Below are 19882 nucleotides of genomic sequence, written 5' to 3' on the forward strand. Positions count from 1 at the left end.
GGCCGGGAGATCGTCCCCTCGCGGGTCAGTCCGAGCAGCCGCGTTCCCGCAGCAGGACGCGCCGCCGCTCGTGGTCGTGGGCGTACTTCTTCCTGATCTCGCGGATCTCGTCCGAGTCGCAGTGGCGGTGACGGTGCCGGTCATCGGCCGGGGCGAGCGAACTGGCCGCGCCAGTGGCGAGTGGCTCGGCGGCGATCGCGGAACCAGGTCCGACCACCATTGCGCCACCCGCTACCGCGGTCATGAAAGTCGCCGCGGCGAGCTTCTTCGCAAAGAGACGGGGCATTGCGATTCTCCATTCTTCGGTTGGGTACTGCTCAGCCGTTCTTCCGCCTCGGCGGGGCCAAGCCGGCGCACGCCTGGCGGGCCCGGTCCCATGCCGCCTGTTCCACCCCGGGCGGCGGGTGCTCCGCGTCGAGCTTGACTCGCTCGCCGCCGGAGCCGGACCGCTCCGGCAGTTGGACGCCGTTCTGGGCCAGGCAGGCCGCATAGGCCTGTCGTTGCTCGGCGTTCTCCGGGCTGGCGGGACTTCTGCGCTGCTCGGAACCGCAGGCGGCGGTGCCGAGTGCGCCGGCGACCGCGATGAGAAGGACGGTCCAGCGCAGTCCGGCGTTGGTGGGGGTCAAGGCGTAGCTCCTGTCGTCGTGTCGTGTCGGGGGTTCGGTCAGGCCTTGGTGATGAGTTCCTGCACCTTGTCGACGATCGGTTTGACGCCGTCGACGCTTCCGCGCTCGTGGACGTTGCACAGGGCCGCGAGCGTGAAGCCGTCGTCGGGATAGATCCGCAACCACGCGTTGGCGCCGGGCGAGCCGCCGTTGTGCTCGACCACCCGGTGGCCCTCGAGGGTCTTGGTCGAGCAGCCGTAGGAGTAGAGGCCGCCCCTCCCGCCGCGCACCCCGTTCCGGCCGCCGATGACCTCGTCGGTGTGGCGCTCGTCCAGCAGGCGGTGACCCAGCAGCGCCCGCGCGAACGCCACCAGGTCGGTCACCGTGGTGTAGTAGCCGCCGGCGCCGGTGGTGACGGCCCGCCGCACCGGCCGCCCGGCCGAGGCGTACCGGATCGCCACCGGCGTCCCGGGCGTGTCCGGGTGCACCACGATGGTGTCGCGCATCCCCGCCGGGGTGAAGACGTGGTCGCGGACCACATCCGCGAACGGCCGCTTGCCATGGTCGGCGTGGCCGTAGGCGGCGCTGACCACGGTGCAGCCGCGGTGCTCAAGCAGCACTGTGCCGGAGAAGCCCCGGTCGTCGAGGAACTCGGTCAGCTCGTCGGTCATCGACCCGAGGCCGTAGTGCTCACCCACCGTGCTCGCCGACCGGGTGGGCGCGCAGCTCGCGGCGCCGACCCCGGCGGCCAGGCAGGTCCCGGCCAGGGCGACCGTGTGCAGCAGTTTCCGTCGGGTGATCACGGCCCGCTTTCTACCGGCCGGTGGCGATGGGCGACCGAACCCGGCGCCATACCTGATCCATAACTCGGAGTTGGCACACTCGATCGCGTGCGGGTGCTGCTGATCGAGGACGAACAGCCGCTGGCCGGCTACATCGCCGCCGGTCTGCGCAAGCACGGGTTCGCCGTGGACGTCGCGTACGACGGCCGGACCGGCCTGGAGAAGTGCCAGCTCAACCCGTACGACGTGGTGGTGCTCGACCGTGACCTGCCCGGCGTTCACGGGGACACCGTCTGTCGGCACCTCGCCGCCGAAGGCACCTCGCGGGTGCTCATGCTGACCGCCTCCGGCGCGGTGGCCGACCGGGTCGACGGGCTGAGCCTCGGCGCCGACGACTACCTGGGCAAGCCGTTCGCGTTCACCGAGCTGGTGGCCAGGGTGCGGGCGCTCGGCCGGCGCAGCGCGCCGGCGCGGCCACCGATCCTGCGGGCGTGGGATGTGGTGCTGGACCCGGCCCGGCGCAGCGCCGAACGCGGCGGCCTGCTGCTGAGCCTCACCCCGAAGGAGTTCGGCGTGCTCGAACAGCTGCTCGCCGCCTCGGGCGACGTGGTCAGCGCGGAAACCCTGCTGGACAAGGTGTGGGACGAGAACGCCGACCCGTTCACCCACGCGGTGCGGATTACCGTCGGCACCCTGCGCCGCAAGCTGGGCGACCCGCCGATCGTGGAAACCGTGATCGGCGCCGGCTACCGGATCGCCTCGTGCCCGTCCGACTGACCGCCCGCGCCCGGCTCGCCGCCGTCTACATCGCGCTGGTCGCGGTGGCCGGCCTGGTGTTGGTCGCGCTGACCTACCTGCTGGTGCGCAACCGGCCGGGCAACCGGGTCACCCGCCGGGGCGGCCCGCTCGAGGTCCGCCCGCCCGCGCTGCCCACCCTCGACCAGCTGCGCCAGGAGACGCTGAACCTGCTGCTCACCCAATCGTTCGTCGCGCTGGCCGTGGTGGTCGTGCTGGCCGGCGTGGCCGGGTGGCTGGTCGCGGGCTGGCTGCTGCGGCCGATCCGCGCGATCTCCGCGACCGCCCAGCGGGTCTCGGCCGGCAACCTCACCGAGCGGGTGCCGACCACCGGACCGAAGGACGAGCTGACCGCCCTCGCGGGCACCTTCAACGGGATGCTGGACCGGGTGCACCAGGGCATCGGCGAGCGGGAACGCCTGCTGGACAGCCAACGCCTGTTCGTCGCCAACGCCGCGCACGAGCTGCGCACCCCGCTGACCACCATGCGCACCGCCATCGACGTCACCCTGGACGGAGATCCGACCCGGGCCGAGCTGCAGGCCATGATCGCCGACATCTCCGCCGCCGTGGACACCAGCCGCCACACGCTCGACGGCCTGCTCGCCCTGGCCCAGGGGCAGGCCGGTTCGATCCGCCACGACCCCCTGGACCTCGCCGAGATCGCTCGCGCCGTCGTCGGCCAGGCCGGCGCCGAGGCCCGGCGGCGAGACATCCACCTGGTCGCGGACCTGCATCCGGCGCCGACCCGGGGCGAGGAAACCCTGCTGCACCGCCTGGCCGGCAACCTGGTCGACAACGCCCTGCGCTACAACCACCCACGAGGGCGGGTCGAGGTCACCACGCAAACCGACGGCACCTCGGCCGTCCTCCGGGTCGTGAACACCGGGCCGCCGGTTCCGCCCGGCGACCTGGCCCGGCTGTTCCACCCCTTCGTCCGGGGAACCGGGGCCCGGGTCCGCGCCGGCAGCGGCGCCGGACTCGGCCTGTCCATCGTCGCCGCCATCGCCACCGCGCACGACGGGGCCATCACCTCGTCCACCCCGCCCTCGGGCGGACTCGACCTCAGCATCCGCCTCCCCCGCTCCACGCCGTAGGGGCCGCCGGCGTGGAGCACGAGACAGGAGTGAACGCTAGAACAACCCCAGCGGGTCGAGCAGGCCGTGCCGGTGCTCGCTCCGGTGCCGCGGGTAGTCGTCCCGGTCCTTCGCGCCCTCCCGGGCTCGCAACGTGGAAACGCTGTCCGACGAGCCCGATCGCGCCCGGTGCCGGGTCGGCTGTGGCTCTCCCCCGCCGACCAGACCAACCACGTCACCCGCCGTCCCGGTCACGTCACTGAGCGTCCCGGTAACCCCGTCCAGCGGGCCGACGCTCCGCTTCGTCACCCGGCGCGGGCGCGGAAGCTGGTCCTCCCGGACGGGCCACGAGCGGGCCCGGTCCGGCTTGTCGGCCTTCGGCGGGGTCACTTTGACCGCGTCGTCGGTGGGCGCGGCCAGCACGGCGAGTACCGGGGTGGCCCCCGCGCGCCGAGGTGCGGGTCGGGCACGCTTGCCCGGACCGGCCGGCGGCGGCGCCGCCCGAGGGACGGTGTTCCCCCCGGACGGGCCGGCTGGGTACGGGTCGGTGTCACCGGCCGGGCCGTGCTCGACGTGGCCGAACAGCGCCGCCGCCGCGCCCACCGAGCCGGCGGCCACGAGTGCCCCGGCCGCCACGGCCAGCCGCTGGCGTGCCGACCTCCTCGGACTCAAGTCCGGGAGCTCCACCGTTGTCGTCAATCCTGCGCCCTCGGCCGCGTCACCGCGACCAGAGGAATCCCCCACCACTTCCGCCAACTCCCCCTCGACGAGAACTCGATCCCCACGTATGTCTAGCTGTCCGTAGTCAATTCGGACGTGTGCCACTCGGATGTCGGCATCAGTAACCCTCAAGTGAGTGACTAAAGTAACGATCCGTCATCAATGTTACGCGTGTGGTCAAAGGGTGAACCAGAGGTGAACCGACACTTGTGGCGGAATACCGATCGGCACGAGGATCAAACGGTGACCAACGGCAACCGGCGGTTCAGGAAACTCCTTGTCATGGCGGCCGCGGCGGGCGTGGTGCTCAGCGCCTGCACCAGCGCCCCACCGCAACAACAGCCCGCCCCGGTCGACACCGGTCCGGCCAAACAGGCCGAGGCGATCGGGAACGGCGGCGTGGTCGCCAGCGTCGACCCGTACGCCAGTGCGATCGGCCTGGAGGTGCTGCGCTCCGGCGGGAACGCGGTGGACGCGGCCGTGGCCACCGCCGCCGCACTGGGGGTCACCGAGCCGTATTCCGCGGGCATCGGCGGCGGCGGGTTCTTCGTCTACTACGACGCGGCCAGCGGCAAGGTCTCCACCCTGGACGGCCGGGAGACCGCGCCGGCCGCCGCCGACGCGAACTACTTCACCGAGAACGGCAAGGCGATCGACTTCAACGAAGCGGTCTCCAGCGGGCTGTCCGTGGGTGTGCCCGGGACCCCGGCCACCTGGGACGAGGCCGCCCGCCGCTGGGGCACCAAGCCGCTCGCCGACCTGCTGAAACCGGCCGCCAAGCTGGCCGGCGACGGGTTCGTGGTCGACCAGGAGTTCCGCTCGCAGACCGAGGAGAACGCGCAGCGGTTCGCCTACTTCCCGGCGACCGCGCAGATCTACCTGCCGGGCGGGGCGGCGCCCGCGGTCGGCAGCACGCTGCGCAACCCGGATCTCGCCGCCACCTACGACCTGCTCGCCCGCGACGGCGTCGGCGCGATCTACAACGGCGCGATCGGCGCGGAGATCATCGCCGCCACGAACACGCCCAAGACCGTGCCGGGCAAGACCGTGCGCGCCGGCAAGCTGGCGCCCAGCGACCTGGCCGGCTACAAGGTCGAGCCCCGGGACCCGACCCACGCGCAGTACCGGGGCCTGGACGTCTACGGCATGGCCGGCTCCTCCTCCGGCGGCATCGCCGTGGCGGAGGCGCTGAACATCCTGGAACGCGGCGAGCTACGCGGCCAGCCCAAGGTCGACGTGCTGCACCGCTACCTGGAGGCGACCAGGCTGGCCTTCGCCGACCGCAACCGGTGGGTGGGCGACCCGACCGCGAACGACGTACCCACCGCCCAGCTGCTCTCCCAGGAGTTCGCCGACTCCCGGTCCTGCCGGATCGACCCGGCCAAGGCGGCCGCGAGCCCGGCCGGACCCGGTGACCCCAAGGCGCCCGCCGCCTGCCCGGCGCCGCTTGCACCGGCCGGCGCCGAGGGCAACGAGGGACACAACACCACGCACCTCACCGTGGCCGACGCCAAGGGCAACGTGGTCGCCTACACGCTGACCATCGAGCAGACCGGCGGCAGCGGCATGGTCGTGCCCGGGCGGGGGTTCATCCTCAACAACGAGCTGACCGACTTCAACTTCGTACCGGTCACCGCGGGCGTGCCGGACCCGAACCTGGCCGGTCCGAGCAAGCGCCCGCGCAGCTCCATGTCCCCGACCATCGTGCTGGACAAGGGCCAGCCGCTGCTCGCGGTGGGCTCGCCGGGCGGCGCGACCATCATCACCACGGTGACCCAGACCCTGGTCAACCGGGTTGACCTGGGCATGTCACTGGTGGACGCGATCGCCGCCCCGCGCGCCTCGCAACGCAACGGCGCGAAGACCGAGGCCGAACCGGCCTTCCTGGCCCAACCCGAGCGCGCCGACCTCGAGGCCCGGGGCCAGGCGTTCACCCAGGTCAAGGAGATCGGCGCGGCGGCGGGCGTGGAACGGTTGCCGGACGGGCGCTGGGCAGCGGCCGCCGAGAAGGCCCGCCGGGGCGGCGGTTCGGCCATGGCGGTCAACCGGTAGCGGCCCAGTACCTGGCCGGCTGAGTCAGCCCTCGCGGGCGGCGCGGGCCCGGCGTTTGCCCTCGTGCATGGCCTGGACCCGGGCGATCGGGATGGCCCGGCCCTCCTCGACCAGGTCGGCGGGGAGCGGCACCGGGTCCGGCATCAGCTCGCCCCAGGGGTCGGCGTCGCCCAGCAGGGCGGGGGCGGTGTGCACCGTGAAGTCGGCGGGGGTCACCCGGTCCAGCTCGTCCCAGGGCACCGGGAAGGACACCGGCGTACCCGGGCGCACCCTCGGGCTGTAGGTAGCGACCACGGTCGCGCCGCCGGCCCTGGTGGAGTCCAGGAACACCTTGCCCTCGCGGTCCTCGCGGATGAACGCGGTCGTGGCCAGTGCGCCGTCCAACCGCTCGGCCCGCGCCGCGATGGCCCTGGTGGCGGCGGCCACCTCCTCGACGGTCGCCTCCGCCGCAACCGGGGTGAACACGTGCAGACCCTTCGCCCCGCTGGTCTTCACCAGGCTGGGCAGGCCGGCCTCGTCCAACACCTGCCGGACCAGCTTCGCGGCGGACACGGCCAGGCCGAATCCGCTCCCCTCCGGCGGGTCCAGGTCCAGCACGGCGAAGCTGGGGTGGACCGCGCCGGCCGGGATCAGCGTCGGGTGGTACTCGATGGCCCGTTGGTTGGCGAACCAGAGCAGCGTGCGCCGGTCGTTGCACAGCGCGTAGATCACCTCCCGGTGGGAGCTCTCCGCCCACACCGATACCCGCTCGACCCACTCCGGGGTGTACTTGGGCAGGTTCTTCTGCATGAACGGCTTCTGCCCGCGCAGCACCCGCAGCACGGTCAGCGGGCGATCCCGCAGCACCCCGAGCACCCGCTCGCCCAGCGCGTCCAGGTAGTCCACCAGGTCCCGCTTGGTGGCGCCCGCGCCGTCGAACAACGGCTGGTCCAGGTTGGTCAGCTTTACCCCGTCGCGCTCCTCCTCGGCCACCGGGCCACTCTGCCACGGCGGATAGGGTCTGCGAACGTGGTTGCCGCGCAGATCGTCGCCGAAGTCGTCCGGAGCGGGTTCGTGGAGGGGCGCCATCACGGTTCGGTGGTGGTTACCGAGCCGGACGGGTCGGTGGGCTGGTCCCTCGGTCAGGTGCGCGAGCCGATGTTCCCCCGCTCCTGCCACAAGCCGCTGCAGGCGCTGGGCATGCTCCGGCTCGGCCTCGACCTGGACGGCGAGCTGCTGGCGCTGGCCGGGTCCTCGCACTCCGGCGAGCCGTTCCACCTGGAGGGCGTGCGGCGGATCCTGGCCGGCGCCGGGCTGGACGAGTCCGCGCTGCGCACCCCGCCGGCCTATCCGATCGACGAGATCGCCCGCGACGACTGGATCCGCGCCGGGCACCGGGTCTCCCCGATCACCATGAACTGCTCCGGCAAGCACGCCGCCATGCTGGCCACCTGCGTACACAACGGCTGGCCGACCAAGACCTACCGGGACCCGGAGCACCCACTGCAGCTGGGCATCCGGGTGGCCATCGAGGACAGCGCCGGCGAGGTGTGCACGGCCACGGCGGTGGACGGCTGCGGCGCGCCGCTGCTGGCGATCAGCCTGGCCGGGCTGGCCCGTGCGTTCGGCCGGTTCGCCGCCGCCCCCGGGGGCACCCCCGAGGGCCGGGTGGCGGACGCGTTCCGCGAGCACCCGGAGTGGGCCAGCGGCACCCGCCGGGACGAGGCCGCCCTGATGCGGGCCACGCCCGGGCTGATCTGCAAGGGTGGCGCCGAGGCGGTGTTCGCGGTGGGCCTGCCGGACGGCCGGGGCATCGCGGCGAAGATCGAGGACGGCGCCTCGCGCGCCCGGGGCGTGGTCATCGCCTCGGTGTTGCGCCGGCTCGGCGTGGAGAACGAGACGATCCGCCGGCAGGCGGAGTTCCCGCTGCTCGGCGGCGGGCAACCGGTCGGCGCGGTCCGCCCGGCGGCGGCACTGCGCTGACAACTTGACACGGCCCCGTGTCAACTACTAAAAACTGCGAGTGACACGGAGCCGTGTCACTTCCGTCGGAGGAACCGTGACCGTCCGCGCCTACCGAGGCATCAGCGCCGAGGAGCGCCGCGCCGAGCGCCGCGCCCGGGTCAAGGACGCCTGCCTGGACGTGGTCGGCGAGGGAGGCGTCGCCAAGGTCACCGTGGAGGCGGTGAGCGCCAGCGCCGGGCTCACCAAGCGCTACTTCTACGAGAGCTTCCCCGACCTGGACACCCTGCTGGCCGAGGTCATCGACGACATCTTCACCGGGCTGCTCACCGACATCCTGGCCACCCTGCCCCGCATCGACTCGATACCGGAGCGCGCGCACACCATCGCCCGAATGCTGATCGAGTTCTTCCAGCGGGACGCCCGCCGGGCCCGGCTGTACGTGGAGGCGCCCGGCCACCCGACCCTGCGCGCCCGCCGGGAGGTCGCCTTCCAGACCTACACCCGGCTGCTGGTCGAGCACCTGCAGCCGGAGGGCACCCCGCTGGACCGCCGCCGCGAGGTTGCCGCCCTGATCATCGTCGCCGGCGTCACCCAGGCCGCCTCCGAGTGGCTGCGCGGGTCGGTCGAGCTCACCCGCGACCAGATCGTCGACGAGATCGCCCGAGTCATGATCGCTGCCCTGGATTAGACCCCACCACTCCCCGAGGAGACCCCGTGACCGCCGTTGCCGCCGGAATCGATCTGCTCAGTTCCAAGTCCTTCGCCGACGGACACCCCGTGGACCAGTACCGCTGGCTGCGCGAGAACGCGCCGGTGTACCGGCACGCGGAGCCGGATGGCCCCGGATTCTGGGCGGTCACCGGCTACGACCAGGTCCGCCAGGTGAGCAAGCAGCCCGACGTGTTCTCCAGCGCCGAGGGCGGCATCATGATCAACGATTTCCCGGCCGAGGAGCTGGCCTTCTTCCGGACCATGATCCTGGTGATGGACCCGCCCAAGCACTCGTTCTACCGGCGGCTGGTCAGCGGCCTGTTCACGCCCAAGCGCGCCGAGCTGTGGCGCGACTCCATCGGGGACACCGTGCGCGCCATCCTGGACGAGGTGTGCGAGCGCGGCGAGTGCGACCTGGTGGAGGACATCGCCGGGAAGCTGCCGTCCTACGTGATCGCCGAGCTGCTCGGCATCCCGCGCGCCGACGGCGAGCGGCTCTACGAGCTCACCGAGGTCATGCACTCCGCCCCGGACACAGTCAGCGACGAGCAGCGGTTCGCGGCGATGCGGGAGATCACCGGCTACGCCGTGGAGGTGCGCTCGGACAAGCTCGCCAACCCGGCCGACGACCTGGCCAGCCGGCTGGTCACCGCCGAGGTGGACGGCCGGACGCTGGATGAGCACGAGTTCACCTCGTTCTTCCTGCTGCTGGTCAACGCGGGCGGGGACACCACCCGCAACCTGATCGGCGGCGCCACGCTCAGCCTGCTGGCCCGCCCCGCCGAGCTGGCCCGGCTGCACGCCGATCTGCCCGGCATGTTGCCGGCCGCGGTGGAGGAGCTGCTGCGCTTCCAGAGCCCGGTGATCTACATGCGCCGCACGGCCCTGGCCGACGTGGAGCTGGCCGGGCAGCGGATCTCCGCCGGCGACAAGGTCGCCGTCTACTACGGCGCGGCCAACCGCGACCCGAGCGCTTTCGAGGCGCCGGAGGAGCTGCGCCTGGACCGCACGCCCAACGAGCACGTGGCCTTCGGCGCCGGCGGCCCCCACTTCTGCCTCGGCTCGCACTTCGGCCGGATCGAGGCCGGCGAGATGATGGGCCAGCTGCTCACCCGGTTCCCCGACCTGGAGCTGACCGGCGCGCCCACCTGGCTGGCCTCCAACTTCATCTCCGGCCCCACCCACGTCCCCGTCCGCTTCACCCCCACCGCCCCCCTCGGCGCCTGACACCCCCACCCCCAACCTGATTCAGTGCCTTCAGCACGCTGATTCAGTCGAATCTGGCGAACGCGCCCTGCCAGAGTGACTGAATCACCGTGCCAAACCCACTGAATCAGCGTGCCAAACCCACTGAATCAGGTATTGTGGAAGATGACCGGTCGTCTTACATCCACGGAGGTAGCTGTGCCCAGGCCTAGTTCGCGGGAGGAGGTTGTCGCGGCGGCGCAGGATCGGTTCCATCGGAGGGGCTATCACGCGAGCGGAGTCAAGGACATCACCGACGCCGCCGGCCTGCCCAAGGGGTCGTTCTACAACTACTTCGCCAGCAAGGAGGACATGGCGATCGAGACCCTGCGCCGGTACGGGCAGTCCCGCCAGCTGCACCGGCTCGGCGACCAGGCCGTTCCGCCGCTTCAACGGGTGAGTGAGCACTTCGAGTTCCTCCGCGCGGACGTGGTGAACTTCGGCATCGGCTACGGGTGCATGTTCGGCAACTTCGCCATCGAGACCTCCGAGCACAGCGAGGCGCTGCGCACCTTCGTGCGGGAGGCCCTGGGCCGGTGGGTCGGCGCACTGGCCGGCGCGCTGCGGGACGCCCAGGCGCGGGGCGAGCTGCCGGCCGGGCGGGACGTGGACCTGTTGGCGGCGGCCCTGGTGCGGGCCTGGCAGGGCGCTCTGCTGCACGCGCGGGTGCTGGGCGATCCGGCGCCGCTGGACGAGTTCGAGACGGGAACCCTGGAACCGCTGCTCGCCAAGGAGAAGGCATGACCACCACCGAGCTGACCCCCGAGCAGACCGGCCACCTTCGGCATTTCGCCAACCTGCTGGCGCAGCCGGCCAACGACTGGTCGTTCATGCAGGGCAAGGCGACTGGCCAGGACGACTTCGGCGGTTACCGGTTCCAGTTGGCGTACATGACCTACGCGATGGCACTCGCTCACCAGCACCGCCTGCCGGCCGCCCCGGGTGTGTTCAAGCCGCTGATCGCCAGGGCCATCGAGAAGATGCTCCTGCCCGAGGTGTGGATCTACTGGAAGGACACCAGCCGGGGCGGCGCGGCGTTCAACGCGCATCTGAGTGACAAGTACCAGGAGGAGTACGACCCGGTCGGGCGGGACAACATCATGTACAGCGCGTACGTGCAGTCGATGGCGCTGCTGTTCAACTATCTGTTCGACGACGACCGCTATGCCCGGCCCGGAGCGCTGAGCTTCGAGTTCTTCACGCCGTTCTGGGGCGGTGAGCGCAAGCGGTTCGCCTATGACCAGAACTCGCTGAACGAGCATCTCTACTGGTTGATGGTGCGGAACGGCTTCCTGGGCGTGGCGTGTGAGCCCAACTGCATCTACCAGATCTGCAACCAACCGGCGATCCTCGGGTTCCGGATGCACGACATCCTCACCGGGGGCTCGGTGGCCGAGGAGGTCACCGAGGGCTACGAGCGGGCGTGGGCCGACTTCGGCCGGCTGGACGGGGACGGGCGCTACAACATGTTCGTGTTCGAGGACAACAAGGCCCTGGTGCCGAACGCCGGCCGCTGGCCCTGGGTGGACGCCTGGTGCGGCGCGCTGATGAACATGTGGAACCGGGACTTCGTGCGGTCCAACTACCCCCGCCAGATGGCCGACCTGGTCGAACCCGGCCGCGACGGGACCATCTCGGTGAACCCCGGCGAGCCGTTCCTGCTGGCCGGCAACCCGGTGATCGGCGACGCGTGCGATCACGGGTGGGCCAGCGTGTGGGCGTCCGAGATGGGCGACACCCACACGCTGGACGGCCTGCTCGCCCACGCCGACCGGTACATGAACCCCACCTGGATGCGCGGCGGGCTCTACTACCCGCGCAACGACCGGGTCACCGACGACGGCGGGAACCGCACCATGATGGAGCCGGTCACCGGCAACGTGCTGCTGGCCTACGCCCGGCTGAACGTGCCCGACGGCCTCTGGAAGCTCTACAACCAGCCATGGGACCGCGAGCACCACACCGAGCCGGCCCTCACCGAGGTGGATCCGGGCGTGGACGTCACCCTGGCGTACTACGACCGCACGGCCGGCGAGCTGAACTTCGCGGTCACCGGCGAGGGCCGGGTAGTGATCGGCAACCTGGGCCACGCCGACCTGGTCGTGCGGGAGGGTGACACGGTGCTCGGCCGGCGCGCGGGCGAGCTCCGGTCCGAGCACCCGGGCCTGCGCGCGAACGCCGAAGGGCTGGAGCTGACCGTCCGGGACGACCGCCCGCACCGGTACACGGTCACCCTGGGCGGGACCCGCTGATGGCTCCGCACCCGGTCGGCGCCCGGTTCGACCTCATCGACCACCACGGCAACCCGGTCACCAACGACACCTACCGGGGCCGCCACCCGCTGGTGTTCTTCGGGTTCACCCACTGCGCGGTGGTCTGCCCGAGGGCACTCGGCAAGCTCTCCGCCGCGCTCGACGAGCTGGGCGAGCTGCGCGAACGCCTGGTCCCGCTGTATGTCACCGTGGACCCGGAACGGGATGACCCGGACCGCATGAGGGAGTTCCTGGAGACCAACTACCCGCTGTTCACCGGGCTCACCGGCAGCCCGGAGGCGCTGGCGGACGCCCGCCGGGAGTTCCGGGTCTTCGCCGTGCGCAAGCAGGACCCGGACGCCGAGGGCGGCTACCAGGTCCCGCACTCCGCCATCACCTACCTGCTGGACACCGACGGCACCTACCTGGCGCACTTCACCGACGCGTTGGACGCCAGCGAGGTGGCCCGCCGCCTCACCGGCGTGCTCAACCCCGGCGGATAACCACTACCGAGGCACCTCCGGGTGCTTCTTACCGCAACTTAAGACGACCGGTCATATTTACCGAGAGGAAGCAATGTCCACGTATCGAGCCGTTCAGGTAATCGGCAGCCGGGAGTTCTCCCTGGTCGAGCGGGAGCTGGTCGATCCGGGGGTCGGCCAGGTGCGGTTGCGGGTGCACAGCCGCGGGGTCTGCCACTCCGACGCGCTGGCCGTCGAGGGGATGCGCCCGGACCCGTCTACACCGGTCGTGCCCGGCCACGAGATCGTCGGCGTGATCGACGCGGTGGGCGCGGGCGTGACGGCCTGGCAGGTGGGTAAACGGGTCGGGGTCGGCTTCCTGGGTGGCCAGTGCGGGCAGTGCGAGTACTGCCGGCGCGGCGACTTCGTCAACTGCCTGGACCAGCCACAGACCGGCACCACGGTGGACGGCGGATACGCCGAGTACACGGTGGCTAGGGAGATCTCGGCATGAGTGGCGAACTGCTGGCCGAAGTGCTCACCGCGCACGGCGGCCTGGACCGGTGGCGCGGCTACCGGGAGGCCACCGCGACGGTCACCTCGGGTGGGGAGTTCTTCGTGCTCAAGGGCATGCCGCAGGACCCCGCGCCGAGGCGGATGCGGGTGGCGCTGCACGAGCAGTGGGCCTCCGCGCACCCGTTCGGCGCCCCGGACCAGCGCTCCGACTTCACCGTCGGGCGGGTGGCGATCGAGAAGCTCACCGGCCAGGTGGTCGCGGAGAACTCCGACGTCAGGGGCATGTTCACCGGGCACGGCCTGGACACCCCGTGGGGCCCGTTGCACCGGGCGGTGTTCAACGGCTACGCCATGTGGACCTACCTGACCACGCCGTTCCTCCTGGCCATGCCCGGATTCGTCACCACCGAGACCGAGCCGCTGGAGGTGGACGGCGAGACCTGGCGTGGGTTGGAGGTGCGGTTCCCGCCCGAGGTCATGGGCCACTCGGAGACGCAGGAGTTCTACTTCGGCCCCGATCTGCTGCTGCGCCGCCACGACTACCGGGTGGATGTGGCCGGCGGGTTCCGGGGCGTGCACTACGTGTACGACTACGTGGAGTCCGGCGGTATCAAGCTGCCCACCCGCCGGCGCGCCTACCAGGCCGACGAGCGGAACCGCCCGATCTTCGACCCGGTAATGGTGTCCATCGACATCCTGGACATCGCCTTCACCTAGGCGCAGCGGGTTACGCTTCCCGTCGGCGCAACGAGGGCCGCTAGCCCGCGCTCACGGTGCCGGCTTCGGCGCCTACCCAGTAGGTCAGGTGGTGGGTGTCCAGGCCGGCCCAGGCGCGGCCCGCTCCGTCCCGCACGGCGGTTCCTTCGCCGCGCAGCAACACGCCGCGCTTGCTGGCCAGGCGGTACTCCCCGGTGCTCAGCGCCAGGCCGGCCAGTCCGCTCGCCTTGGCCCCGACGACCTTGAGCAGCTCGGCGTTCACTTCGGCCGGCCGGTCCGCGCCGGGCCAGTGCGCGGGCAGCGGTATCGGGCCGTGCACGGTCGGCCACGCCAGGCAGGCCGGGCCCGGCTCGTCCAGCAACGGGGTCACCTCGTCGGGCAGCCCGTCCCTGGTCGGGACGGAGATCCCGGCACTGGACGACTCGGTGCCGGCGCCGAGCAGCCCGGCCTCGGTCCAGCTCCCCCACACCCGCAGCACCTCGCCGTCGTCGCCGGACGCCAGCACCGCGCGGCCGGGCTCGATGCGCACCACCAGCCGGTCCAGCACCAGGCCGGGGCCGGCCGCGTCGCGCACCATGGCCAGCGCGTGCCGGGAGTTGCGGCCCAGGTAGCCGAGCCCGGCGAACGGCAGCTCCAGCACGGTCATCGGGTCGGTGATGCCCCGGCCGTGCAGCGGGTCAACGATCGTCGCCTCGCCCTCGACGACCAGGTCGTAGCGCCGGGACCGGATCAGCACGCCCGCCCTCGGGCGCCGGCGCAGCGCCCGCACCTTCACCGAGTCCCGGGTGGTGATCATCCACAGCGCGCCACCGCTCCAGTCGTACGCGGCCGGGGTCACGTGCGGGCCGCGCGAGGTGTCCACGGCGGCGTGCAGCACCGCACCGCGGGCCAGTACCTCGCGTGCCCGGCGGTCGTCCCCCAGCCGAGACACTAGATCGCGCCGGTCAGCTCGAGGATCCGCGACGGCGGCAGGTGCTGCTCCCGGATGCGCACGCCGAGGTGGCCGAGGGCGTCCTCGATCGCGTTGGTGATCGCCGCCGGCGAACCGATCATGCCGCCCTCACCGACCCCGCGGTAGTTGAACGGGATGTCGCTGGGCGTCTCCACGTGGTAGATCTCGATCTCCGGGATCTCCGCCACGGTGGGCACCAGGTAGTCCATGAACGTGCCGGCCACCATCTGCCCCTGCTCGTCGTAGGCGGACTTCTCGTACAGCACCGCCCCGACGCCCTGGGCCACCCCGCCCCGGACCTGCCCCTCCACGATCGCCGGGTTGATGATCTTGCCGCAGTCCTCGACCACCGCGTACCGGGTGATCTTCACGAACCCGGTCTCCAGGTCGACCTCCACCCAGCACAGGTGGGTGGACTGCGCCCAGCCGCCCTCCCCGCCGTCCCAGCCCCGGGACACCCGGATCGCCTCGTCGCCCACGGTGCGGGTGTGTTCCCGGTCGCCGAGGCGCTGCCGTTTCGCCTCGGCCGCGATGTCCGCCATGGTCAGCCCGGCGGACGGCACCCCGCGCACGTGGGCCAGGCCGTCGGTGATCTCGATGTCCGCCGGGTCGGCCTCCAGCAGCCCGGCGGCGAGCCGGTCGATCTCCTGCCGCATGGCCCGCGCGGACAGCGTGCTCGCGCCGCCGAGCATGGCCGCCGAACGGGAGCCGCCGGTGCCGTTCAGGCCGAACGGGGCGACCCGCGAGTCACCGAACCGCAGCCGCACCGCCTCCACCGGCACGCCCAGCTCATCGGCCGTGACCTGGGCCATCGTGGTCTCCATGCCCTGACCGTGCGGCACCTGCTGGGTGTGTACGGTGATCGACCCGTCAGCCTCGAGCACCGTCTGGGCCGGCTCCGCGCCGATCATTTCGGCCATCCCCGGCACCGCGCTGTTCAGGTAGCCCGGCGGACCCGGGGCGGCCTCGATGTAGGTGGCCACGCCGAGGCCGACGCAGCGTCCCTCCGCCCTGGCCTCCGCCTGCCGCCCCGCCCAGGTGTCGAACTCCGCCACCCGCAGCGCCCGTTCCAGGGTGGCCTTGGCCGACATGCGCACGTCCAGCGCCGGACCGGTGATCATCCGGTTGGGCAGCTCGTCCGGGCCGAGCATGTTGCGCAGGCGGACCTCGGCGGCGGTGAGACCCAGCTCCCGGGCCACCACGTCGAGCATCCGCTCCCTGGTCCAGCACTCGGTCGCCCACGGTCCCCGGTAGGTCACGTAGGTGGCCTTGTTGGACGACACGATGCGGTTGTCGAAGCGCATGGTCGGGACGCGGTAGGGGCCGGGATACATGGTGCGCACGATCCGGGCCACCAGCGAGGCGCCGAACGGGAACGCCGGGTACGCCCCCTGGTCCAGCACCATGGACGCCTTCAGCCCGAGGATGATGCCGTTCCCGGTCACCGCCAGCTGGACGTCCACCGACTCCTCGCGGGCCTGCCCGCCGCAGATCAGGTGCTCGTTGCGGTCCTCGATCCACTTCACTGAACGGCCCAGCTCGCGGGCCGCCGCCGCGACCGCCACCTCCTCGCGCAGCACGGTGACCTTGGTGCCGAATGCGCCGCCCATGTCCGCGATGTCCACCTCGGGCAGCGCCGCCGGGTCCTGGGCCAGCAGGCTCACCATGGACCGGGTGCTCCACGCCGCCCGGCCGGGGTCACGCAGGTTGGCCCGCATCATGATCGGCAGGCCCTGGTTCAGCGTGGCGCCGAGGCCGGGGCGCTCGCGCAGGTAGTCCCGCGCGCCCCGCACGAACCGGCGCACCCGGTCCCGCCGCCGCCACAGCTCGGCCGGCAGCCGGTGCACCGGCGTGCGGGCCAGTGCGGACGCCACGCCCCACTTGAGCAGGTGGGGGGCCTGGTGGCAGGCGTGCAGCAGCAGCGAACCCCCGGGGGTCACCTCGGCCACGATGCCCCGGGTCTCCATCGGCTGGTTGGCGTGCCGGTGCACGTCGAAGCTGGCCCGGATCACCCGGTCCGCGCGGGCGAACGCCCCGTCCACGTCGCCGATGGTCTCGCTCTGCCGGAACACGGTGTTCCCGCCGGCCAACGGCCACACCGCCGGCTTGGTGTCGTCCAGCGCGTCCGCCCGGGTGGCGATCGGCTCCAGCGGCCGGTACTCCACCTCGACCAGGTCGCAGGCGTCCTCGGCCAGCGCGCGGGACTCGGCCACCACGATCGCCACCGGATCGCCCACGTGCCGGACCCGGCCCACCGCGAGCGCCCAGAACCACGGGTCGTAGAGGCCCTCCATGGCCATCATGCCCATGATCGGGTTGGTCATCCGGCGCATGTCCTCGCCGGTGAACACCCCGATCACGCCGGGGACCCGCAACGCCGCCGAGGCGTCCACCTCGCCCAGCTCGGCGTGCGGGTGCGGGCTGCGCAGGAAGGCCGCGTGCAGCATGCCCGGCACCACCACGTCGTCCACGAACCGCCCTCGGCCGGTGAGCAGGCGCCGGTCCTCCAGCCGCTTGACCCGGGCACCTACCAGCTTGCGGCCCACCGCGTCACGCATCCGGCGCCCCCTCGCCCCGGGTGGCGGCGACGGCCGCGCGCGCCCCGGCCAGGATCGAGTGGTAGCCGGTGCAGCGGCAGAGGTTGCCGGAGAGGGTGTCCTCCAGCTCCGCCGCGGTCGGGTCCGGGTTCTCGTCCAGCAGGGTCTTGATGGTCATCAGGAAGCCCGGGGCGCAGAAGGCGCACTGGAACGCGTGGTTGCGCCACATCGCGTCCTGGATCGGCCCCATCTCGCCATCCGGCCCGCTCAGGCCCTCGACGGTGACCACCTCACCGCCGTCCGCCTGTACCGCCAGCACCAGGCAGGAACGCACCGCGTCGCCGTCCAGGCTCACCGTGCAGGCGCCACAGACCCCGTGCTCGCAGCCCAGGTGCGTGCCGGTCAGGCCCAGGTCCTCACGCAGCACCTCGGCCAGGTGCCGGCGGCTGTCCACGCGCAGCGTGTGTTCGGATCCGTTCACCGTGAGGGTGATGTCGTGCGGGTCGCTCACCGGCCGGCCCCCGCCCGCTCGGCCGCCTCTTTAAGGCAGCGCCGGGTGAGCACCCCGGCGACGTGCTTGCGGTACGCCGAGGAACCGTGCAGGTCCTCCGGCGGCTCCAGCGCCTTGGCCACGATCTGACCCGCCTCCTCGAACAGCGCGGCCCCCGGCCGCTCCCCCAGCAGAACCTGCTCCGCCTCGGCCACCCGCCGGGGCACCCCGGCCACCCCGAAGAAGGACAGCGCGGCCGACTCGACCGCCCCGTCCCGGTCCAGGTCCAGCACGGCGGCCAGGCCGGCGATGGCGAAGTCCCCGTGCCGGCGGGACAGCTCGCGCACCGACCACCCCGCGCCGGCCGGCCACGGCGGGAAGCGCACCCCGGTGAGCAGCTCGGTCTCGGCCAGGTCGGTGGTGAACACGCCCTGGAAGAACTCACCCGCCGGCACCAGCCGCTCGCCGGACCGGGAGCGCACCACCAGCCGCGCGTCGAGCGCGAGCGCCACGGCGGGCAACTCGGCGGACGGGTCGGCGTGGGCCAGGCTGCCGCAGGTGGTGCCCCGGTTGCGGATGGCCCGGTGGCCGACCAGCGGCATCGCGGCGGAAACCAGCGGCGCGGCCTTCGCCACCGCCGGGTCGTGCTCGACCTCGGCGTGCCGCACCCGCGCGCCGACGGCGATCCCGTCCCCGTTCCGATCGATCCGGTCCAGGCCGGCGACCCGGCCGATGTCGATCAGGTGGGCCACGCTGGACATGCGCAGGGCCAGCACCGGCAGCAGGCTCTGCCCGCCGGCCAGCACCTTGGCGTCGTCGCCCAGCTCGGCCAGCAGCGACAACGTCTCGTCCAGCGACTCGGGCCGGTGATAGGTGAACCCGGGCAGCTTCAAACCTGTGAACTCCTCCCCCGGCCTACCGGCCAGGAGTGGAAGTCTAGAGACAAAGGATCCGCGGTGGCCCCGGCGCCCTGGTCAGCGCAGCACGAAGATCAGCGCGAGCACTCCGACCACGGCGGTCAGCGCGGCCAGTTGGGCCAGCGCGGCGCCGCCCGGCGGCCGGGACGGCGCCGTCGCGCGTTCCCGGCGGTAGCGGTGGCCGCCGACCAGCCACAGGCCGACGGCGAGCAGCACGCCGACCGCCGCGGCCAGCAGGCCGAGCGCGTGGAAGGTCAGCTTGGCGGCGAGCGCACCGGCCACCGCGAGCCCGAGCGCGGTCCGCCGCCAGGCCAGCGCGGTGCGTTCCAGCTGCAACCCGGGGCGTTCGGTGGTCACGTCAGCAGCAGCCCGGCCAGCACCACCACGGCGGCCAGCGTGGAACCCAGCGCGACCACCACCGCCGGGCCCGGGCCGGGCAGCGGCGCACCGGTCCGCAGCGCCCGCTCGGTGCGCACCCAGCCACACCACGCGGTGATCGGCACCACCAGCCCGACCAGCACGAACGCCACCGCCGCCAGCAACCGGGGGAGCGGCGCGATGGCCACCGGCAGCGCCCGCACCGCCACGCCGGCGGCCAGGAACGCCAGTCCGGTGCGGATCCAGGCCAGGAAGGTGCGCTCGTTGGCCAGGCTGAACCGGGGATCCGGCTCCTCGCCGACCTGGAAGACACCCCGGGGAAACCGCCGGCTCATGCGGTCACCGTACGGAACCCGGCGTTGGCCATCGACGAGTCGGGGGTGTTCGAGGAGCGGGCGGCCAGCCGGTACCGGTTGCAGTACGAGTCGTGGCAGAGGTAAGACCCGCCGCGCAGCACCCGTTCGCCGCCGCCCTCCGGGGAGAACGTGTCCGCGCACCACTCCCACACATTCCCGATCACCTGCCAGAGCCCGTAGTCGTTCGGCCGGTAGCTGCGCACCGGCGCGGTGGTGAGGTAGCCGTCGGCCAGCGTGTTCCGCCGGGGGAAGTCGCCCTGCCAGATATTGCACGGCCAAGCATCGCCCAGCTCATCGCCCCACGGGTAACGGGTGCCGACCCGGCCGCCCATTCCCACTCCTGGTCCTCCCCTCGGGACTCCGCACGGCCCGCCTG

22 protein-coding genes and 1 pseudogene are annotated in these 19882 nt (G+C 72.3%); 11 read left to right on the plus strand and 12 right to left on the minus strand.

Annotated elements, in window-relative coordinates; all coding sequences use genetic code 11:
• Positions 1-25: 25 nt before the first annotated feature.
• From ABEB12_RS38455 to ABEB12_RS38465, 3 genes are all read right to left on the minus strand, one after another.
• On the minus strand, positions 26-244 hold the full coding sequence (locus ABEB12_RS38455) for a hypothetical protein (RefSeq protein ID WP_185062099.1): 219 nt from the start codon (positions 242-244) through the stop codon (positions 26-28).
• Between the two features lie 73 nt (positions 245-317).
• Positions 318-626, minus strand: a complete 309-nt coding sequence (locus tag ABEB12_RS38460) for a hypothetical protein (protein WP_185062100.1) — start codon at positions 624-626, stop codon at positions 318-320.
• Positions 627-664: 38 nt separating this feature from the next.
• Complete coding sequence (locus ABEB12_RS38465; RefSeq protein ID WP_185062101.1) at positions 665-1408, minus strand: serine hydrolase; 744 nt, start codon at positions 1406-1408, stop codon at positions 665-667.
• Positions 1409-1495: 87 nt separating this feature from the next.
• Here ABEB12_RS38465 and ABEB12_RS38470 point away from each other — a divergent pair, with 87 nt between their 5' ends.
• Positions 1496-2164, plus strand: coding sequence for a response regulator (locus tag ABEB12_RS38470; protein WP_185062102.1), 669 nt, complete (start codon positions 1496-1498; stop codon positions 2162-2164).
• On the plus strand, positions 2149-3279 hold the full coding sequence (locus ABEB12_RS38475; RefSeq protein WP_345703518.1) for a sensor histidine kinase: 1131 nt from the start codon (positions 2149-2151) through the stop codon (positions 3277-3279). Before ABEB12_RS38470 ends, ABEB12_RS38475 begins: the two co-directional genes overlap by 16 nt.
• Positions 3280-3315: 36 nt before the next feature.
• Here ABEB12_RS38475 and ABEB12_RS38480 read toward each other — a convergent pair whose 3' ends face one another.
• Positions 3316-3945, minus strand: a complete 630-nt coding sequence (locus tag ABEB12_RS38480) for a hypothetical protein (protein WP_185062103.1) — start codon at positions 3943-3945, stop codon at positions 3316-3318.
• A gap of 315 nt (positions 3946-4260) precedes the next feature.
• Between ABEB12_RS38480 and ggt the strand changes: the two genes are divergently transcribed.
• Positions 4261-6030: a gamma-glutamyltransferase gene (gene ggt, locus ABEB12_RS38485; protein ID WP_185062104.1), complete on the plus strand. Its 1770-nt coding sequence runs from the start codon at positions 4261-4263 to the stop codon at positions 6028-6030.
• Between the two features lie 24 nt (positions 6031-6054).
• Here ggt and ABEB12_RS38490 read toward each other — a convergent pair whose 3' ends face one another.
• A complete protein-coding gene (locus ABEB12_RS38490; RefSeq protein WP_345703519.1) occupies positions 6055-7002 on the minus strand; it encodes a DNA polymerase domain-containing protein in 948 nt (315 codons plus the stop codon).
• 36 nt (positions 7003-7038) lie between these two features.
• On the opposite strand from ABEB12_RS38490, the gene ABEB12_RS38495 reads away from it, so the two are divergent.
• From ABEB12_RS38495 to ABEB12_RS38530, 8 genes are all read left to right on the plus strand, one after another.
• A complete protein-coding gene (locus ABEB12_RS38495) occupies positions 7039-7992 on the plus strand; it encodes an asparaginase (protein WP_345703520.1) in 954 nt (317 codons plus the stop codon).
• Between the two features lie 76 nt (positions 7993-8068).
• Complete coding sequence (locus tag ABEB12_RS38500) at positions 8069-8662, plus strand: TetR/AcrR family transcriptional regulator (protein WP_185062105.1); 594 nt, start codon at positions 8069-8071, stop codon at positions 8660-8662.
• Positions 8663-8688: 26 nt separating this feature from the next.
• The gene (locus ABEB12_RS38505; RefSeq protein WP_185062106.1) at positions 8689-9912 is read left to right on the plus strand and encodes a cytochrome P450; all 1224 of its coding nucleotides are present in this window, start codon (positions 8689-8691) and stop codon (positions 9910-9912) included.
• Positions 9913-10089: 177 nt separating this feature from the next.
• On the plus strand, positions 10090-10674 hold the full coding sequence (locus tag ABEB12_RS38510) for a TetR family transcriptional regulator C-terminal domain-containing protein (RefSeq protein WP_185062107.1): 585 nt from the start codon (positions 10090-10092) through the stop codon (positions 10672-10674).
• The gene (locus ABEB12_RS38515) at positions 10671-12182 is read left to right on the plus strand and encodes a linalool dehydratase/isomerase domain-containing protein (protein ID WP_221498177.1); all 1512 of its coding nucleotides are present in this window, start codon (positions 10671-10673) and stop codon (positions 12180-12182) included. Before ABEB12_RS38510 ends, ABEB12_RS38515 begins: the two co-directional genes overlap by 4 nt.
• On the plus strand, positions 12182-12685 hold the full coding sequence (locus ABEB12_RS38520) for an SCO family protein (RefSeq protein ID WP_185062108.1): 504 nt from the start codon (positions 12182-12184) through the stop codon (positions 12683-12685). Before ABEB12_RS38515 ends, ABEB12_RS38520 begins: the two co-directional genes overlap by 1 nt.
• Before the next feature lie 73 nt (positions 12686-12758).
• Entirely contained in the window at positions 12759-13157 is a 399-nt protein-coding gene (locus tag ABEB12_RS38525) for an alcohol dehydrogenase catalytic domain-containing protein (RefSeq protein ID WP_185062109.1), read from the plus strand.
• Positions 13154-13876: a hypothetical protein gene (locus ABEB12_RS38530; protein ID WP_185062110.1), complete on the plus strand. Its 723-nt coding sequence runs from the start codon at positions 13154-13156 to the stop codon at positions 13874-13876. The genes ABEB12_RS38525 and ABEB12_RS38530 overlap by 4 nt, the downstream gene beginning before the upstream one ends.
• Positions 13877-13916: 40 nt before the next feature.
• Here the strand turns inward: ABEB12_RS38530 and ABEB12_RS38535 are convergent, their stop codons facing one another.
• The 7 genes and pseudogenes from ABEB12_RS38535 to ABEB12_RS38565 all read right to left on the minus strand — a co-directional run.
• Positions 13917-14807 (minus strand): pyridoxamine 5'-phosphate oxidase family protein, encoded by an 891-nt coding sequence (locus ABEB12_RS38535; RefSeq protein ID WP_185062111.1) that lies wholly within the window; start codon positions 14805-14807, stop codon positions 13917-13919.
• Positions 14807-17386 (minus strand): molybdopterin cofactor-binding domain-containing protein, encoded by a 2580-nt coding sequence (locus tag ABEB12_RS38540; RefSeq protein ID WP_185062112.1) that lies wholly within the window; start codon positions 17384-17386, stop codon positions 14807-14809. The genes ABEB12_RS38535 and ABEB12_RS38540 overlap by 1 nt, the downstream gene beginning before the upstream one ends.
• Complete coding sequence (locus ABEB12_RS38545; protein WP_185062113.1) at positions 17379-17876, minus strand: 2Fe-2S iron-sulfur cluster-binding protein; 498 nt, start codon at positions 17874-17876, stop codon at positions 17379-17381. The genes ABEB12_RS38540 and ABEB12_RS38545 overlap by 8 nt, the downstream gene beginning before the upstream one ends.
• Entirely contained in the window at positions 17873-18748 is an 876-nt protein-coding gene (locus ABEB12_RS38550) for an FAD binding domain-containing protein (protein ID WP_221498178.1), read from the minus strand. The genes ABEB12_RS38545 and ABEB12_RS38550 overlap by 4 nt, the downstream gene beginning before the upstream one ends.
• Positions 18749-18829: 81 nt before the next feature.
• Positions 18830-19129 carry a DUF202 domain-containing protein gene (locus ABEB12_RS38555; protein ID WP_185062114.1) on the minus strand — a complete coding sequence of 100 codons (300 nt, stop codon included), beginning with the start codon at positions 19127-19129 and terminating at the stop codon, positions 18830-18832.
• The gene (locus ABEB12_RS38560; RefSeq protein WP_185062115.1) at positions 19126-19485 is read right to left on the minus strand and encodes a DUF202 domain-containing protein; all 360 of its coding nucleotides are present in this window, start codon (positions 19483-19485) and stop codon (positions 19126-19128) included. Before ABEB12_RS38560 ends, ABEB12_RS38555 begins: the two co-directional genes overlap by 4 nt.
• Positions 19482-19835: pseudogene (locus tag ABEB12_RS38565) on the minus strand (SUMF1/EgtB/PvdO family nonheme iron enzyme); the annotation flags it as partial. The gene ABEB12_RS38560 and the pseudogene ABEB12_RS38565, both read right to left, overlap by 4 nt.
• Positions 19836-19882: the final 47 nt, after the last annotated feature.

Source organism: Actinospineispora eucalypti (genome assembly GCF_039543365.1).
Classification (GTDB): Bacteria; Actinomycetota; Actinomycetes; order Mycobacteriales; family Pseudonocardiaceae; genus Pseudonocardia; species Pseudonocardia eucalypti.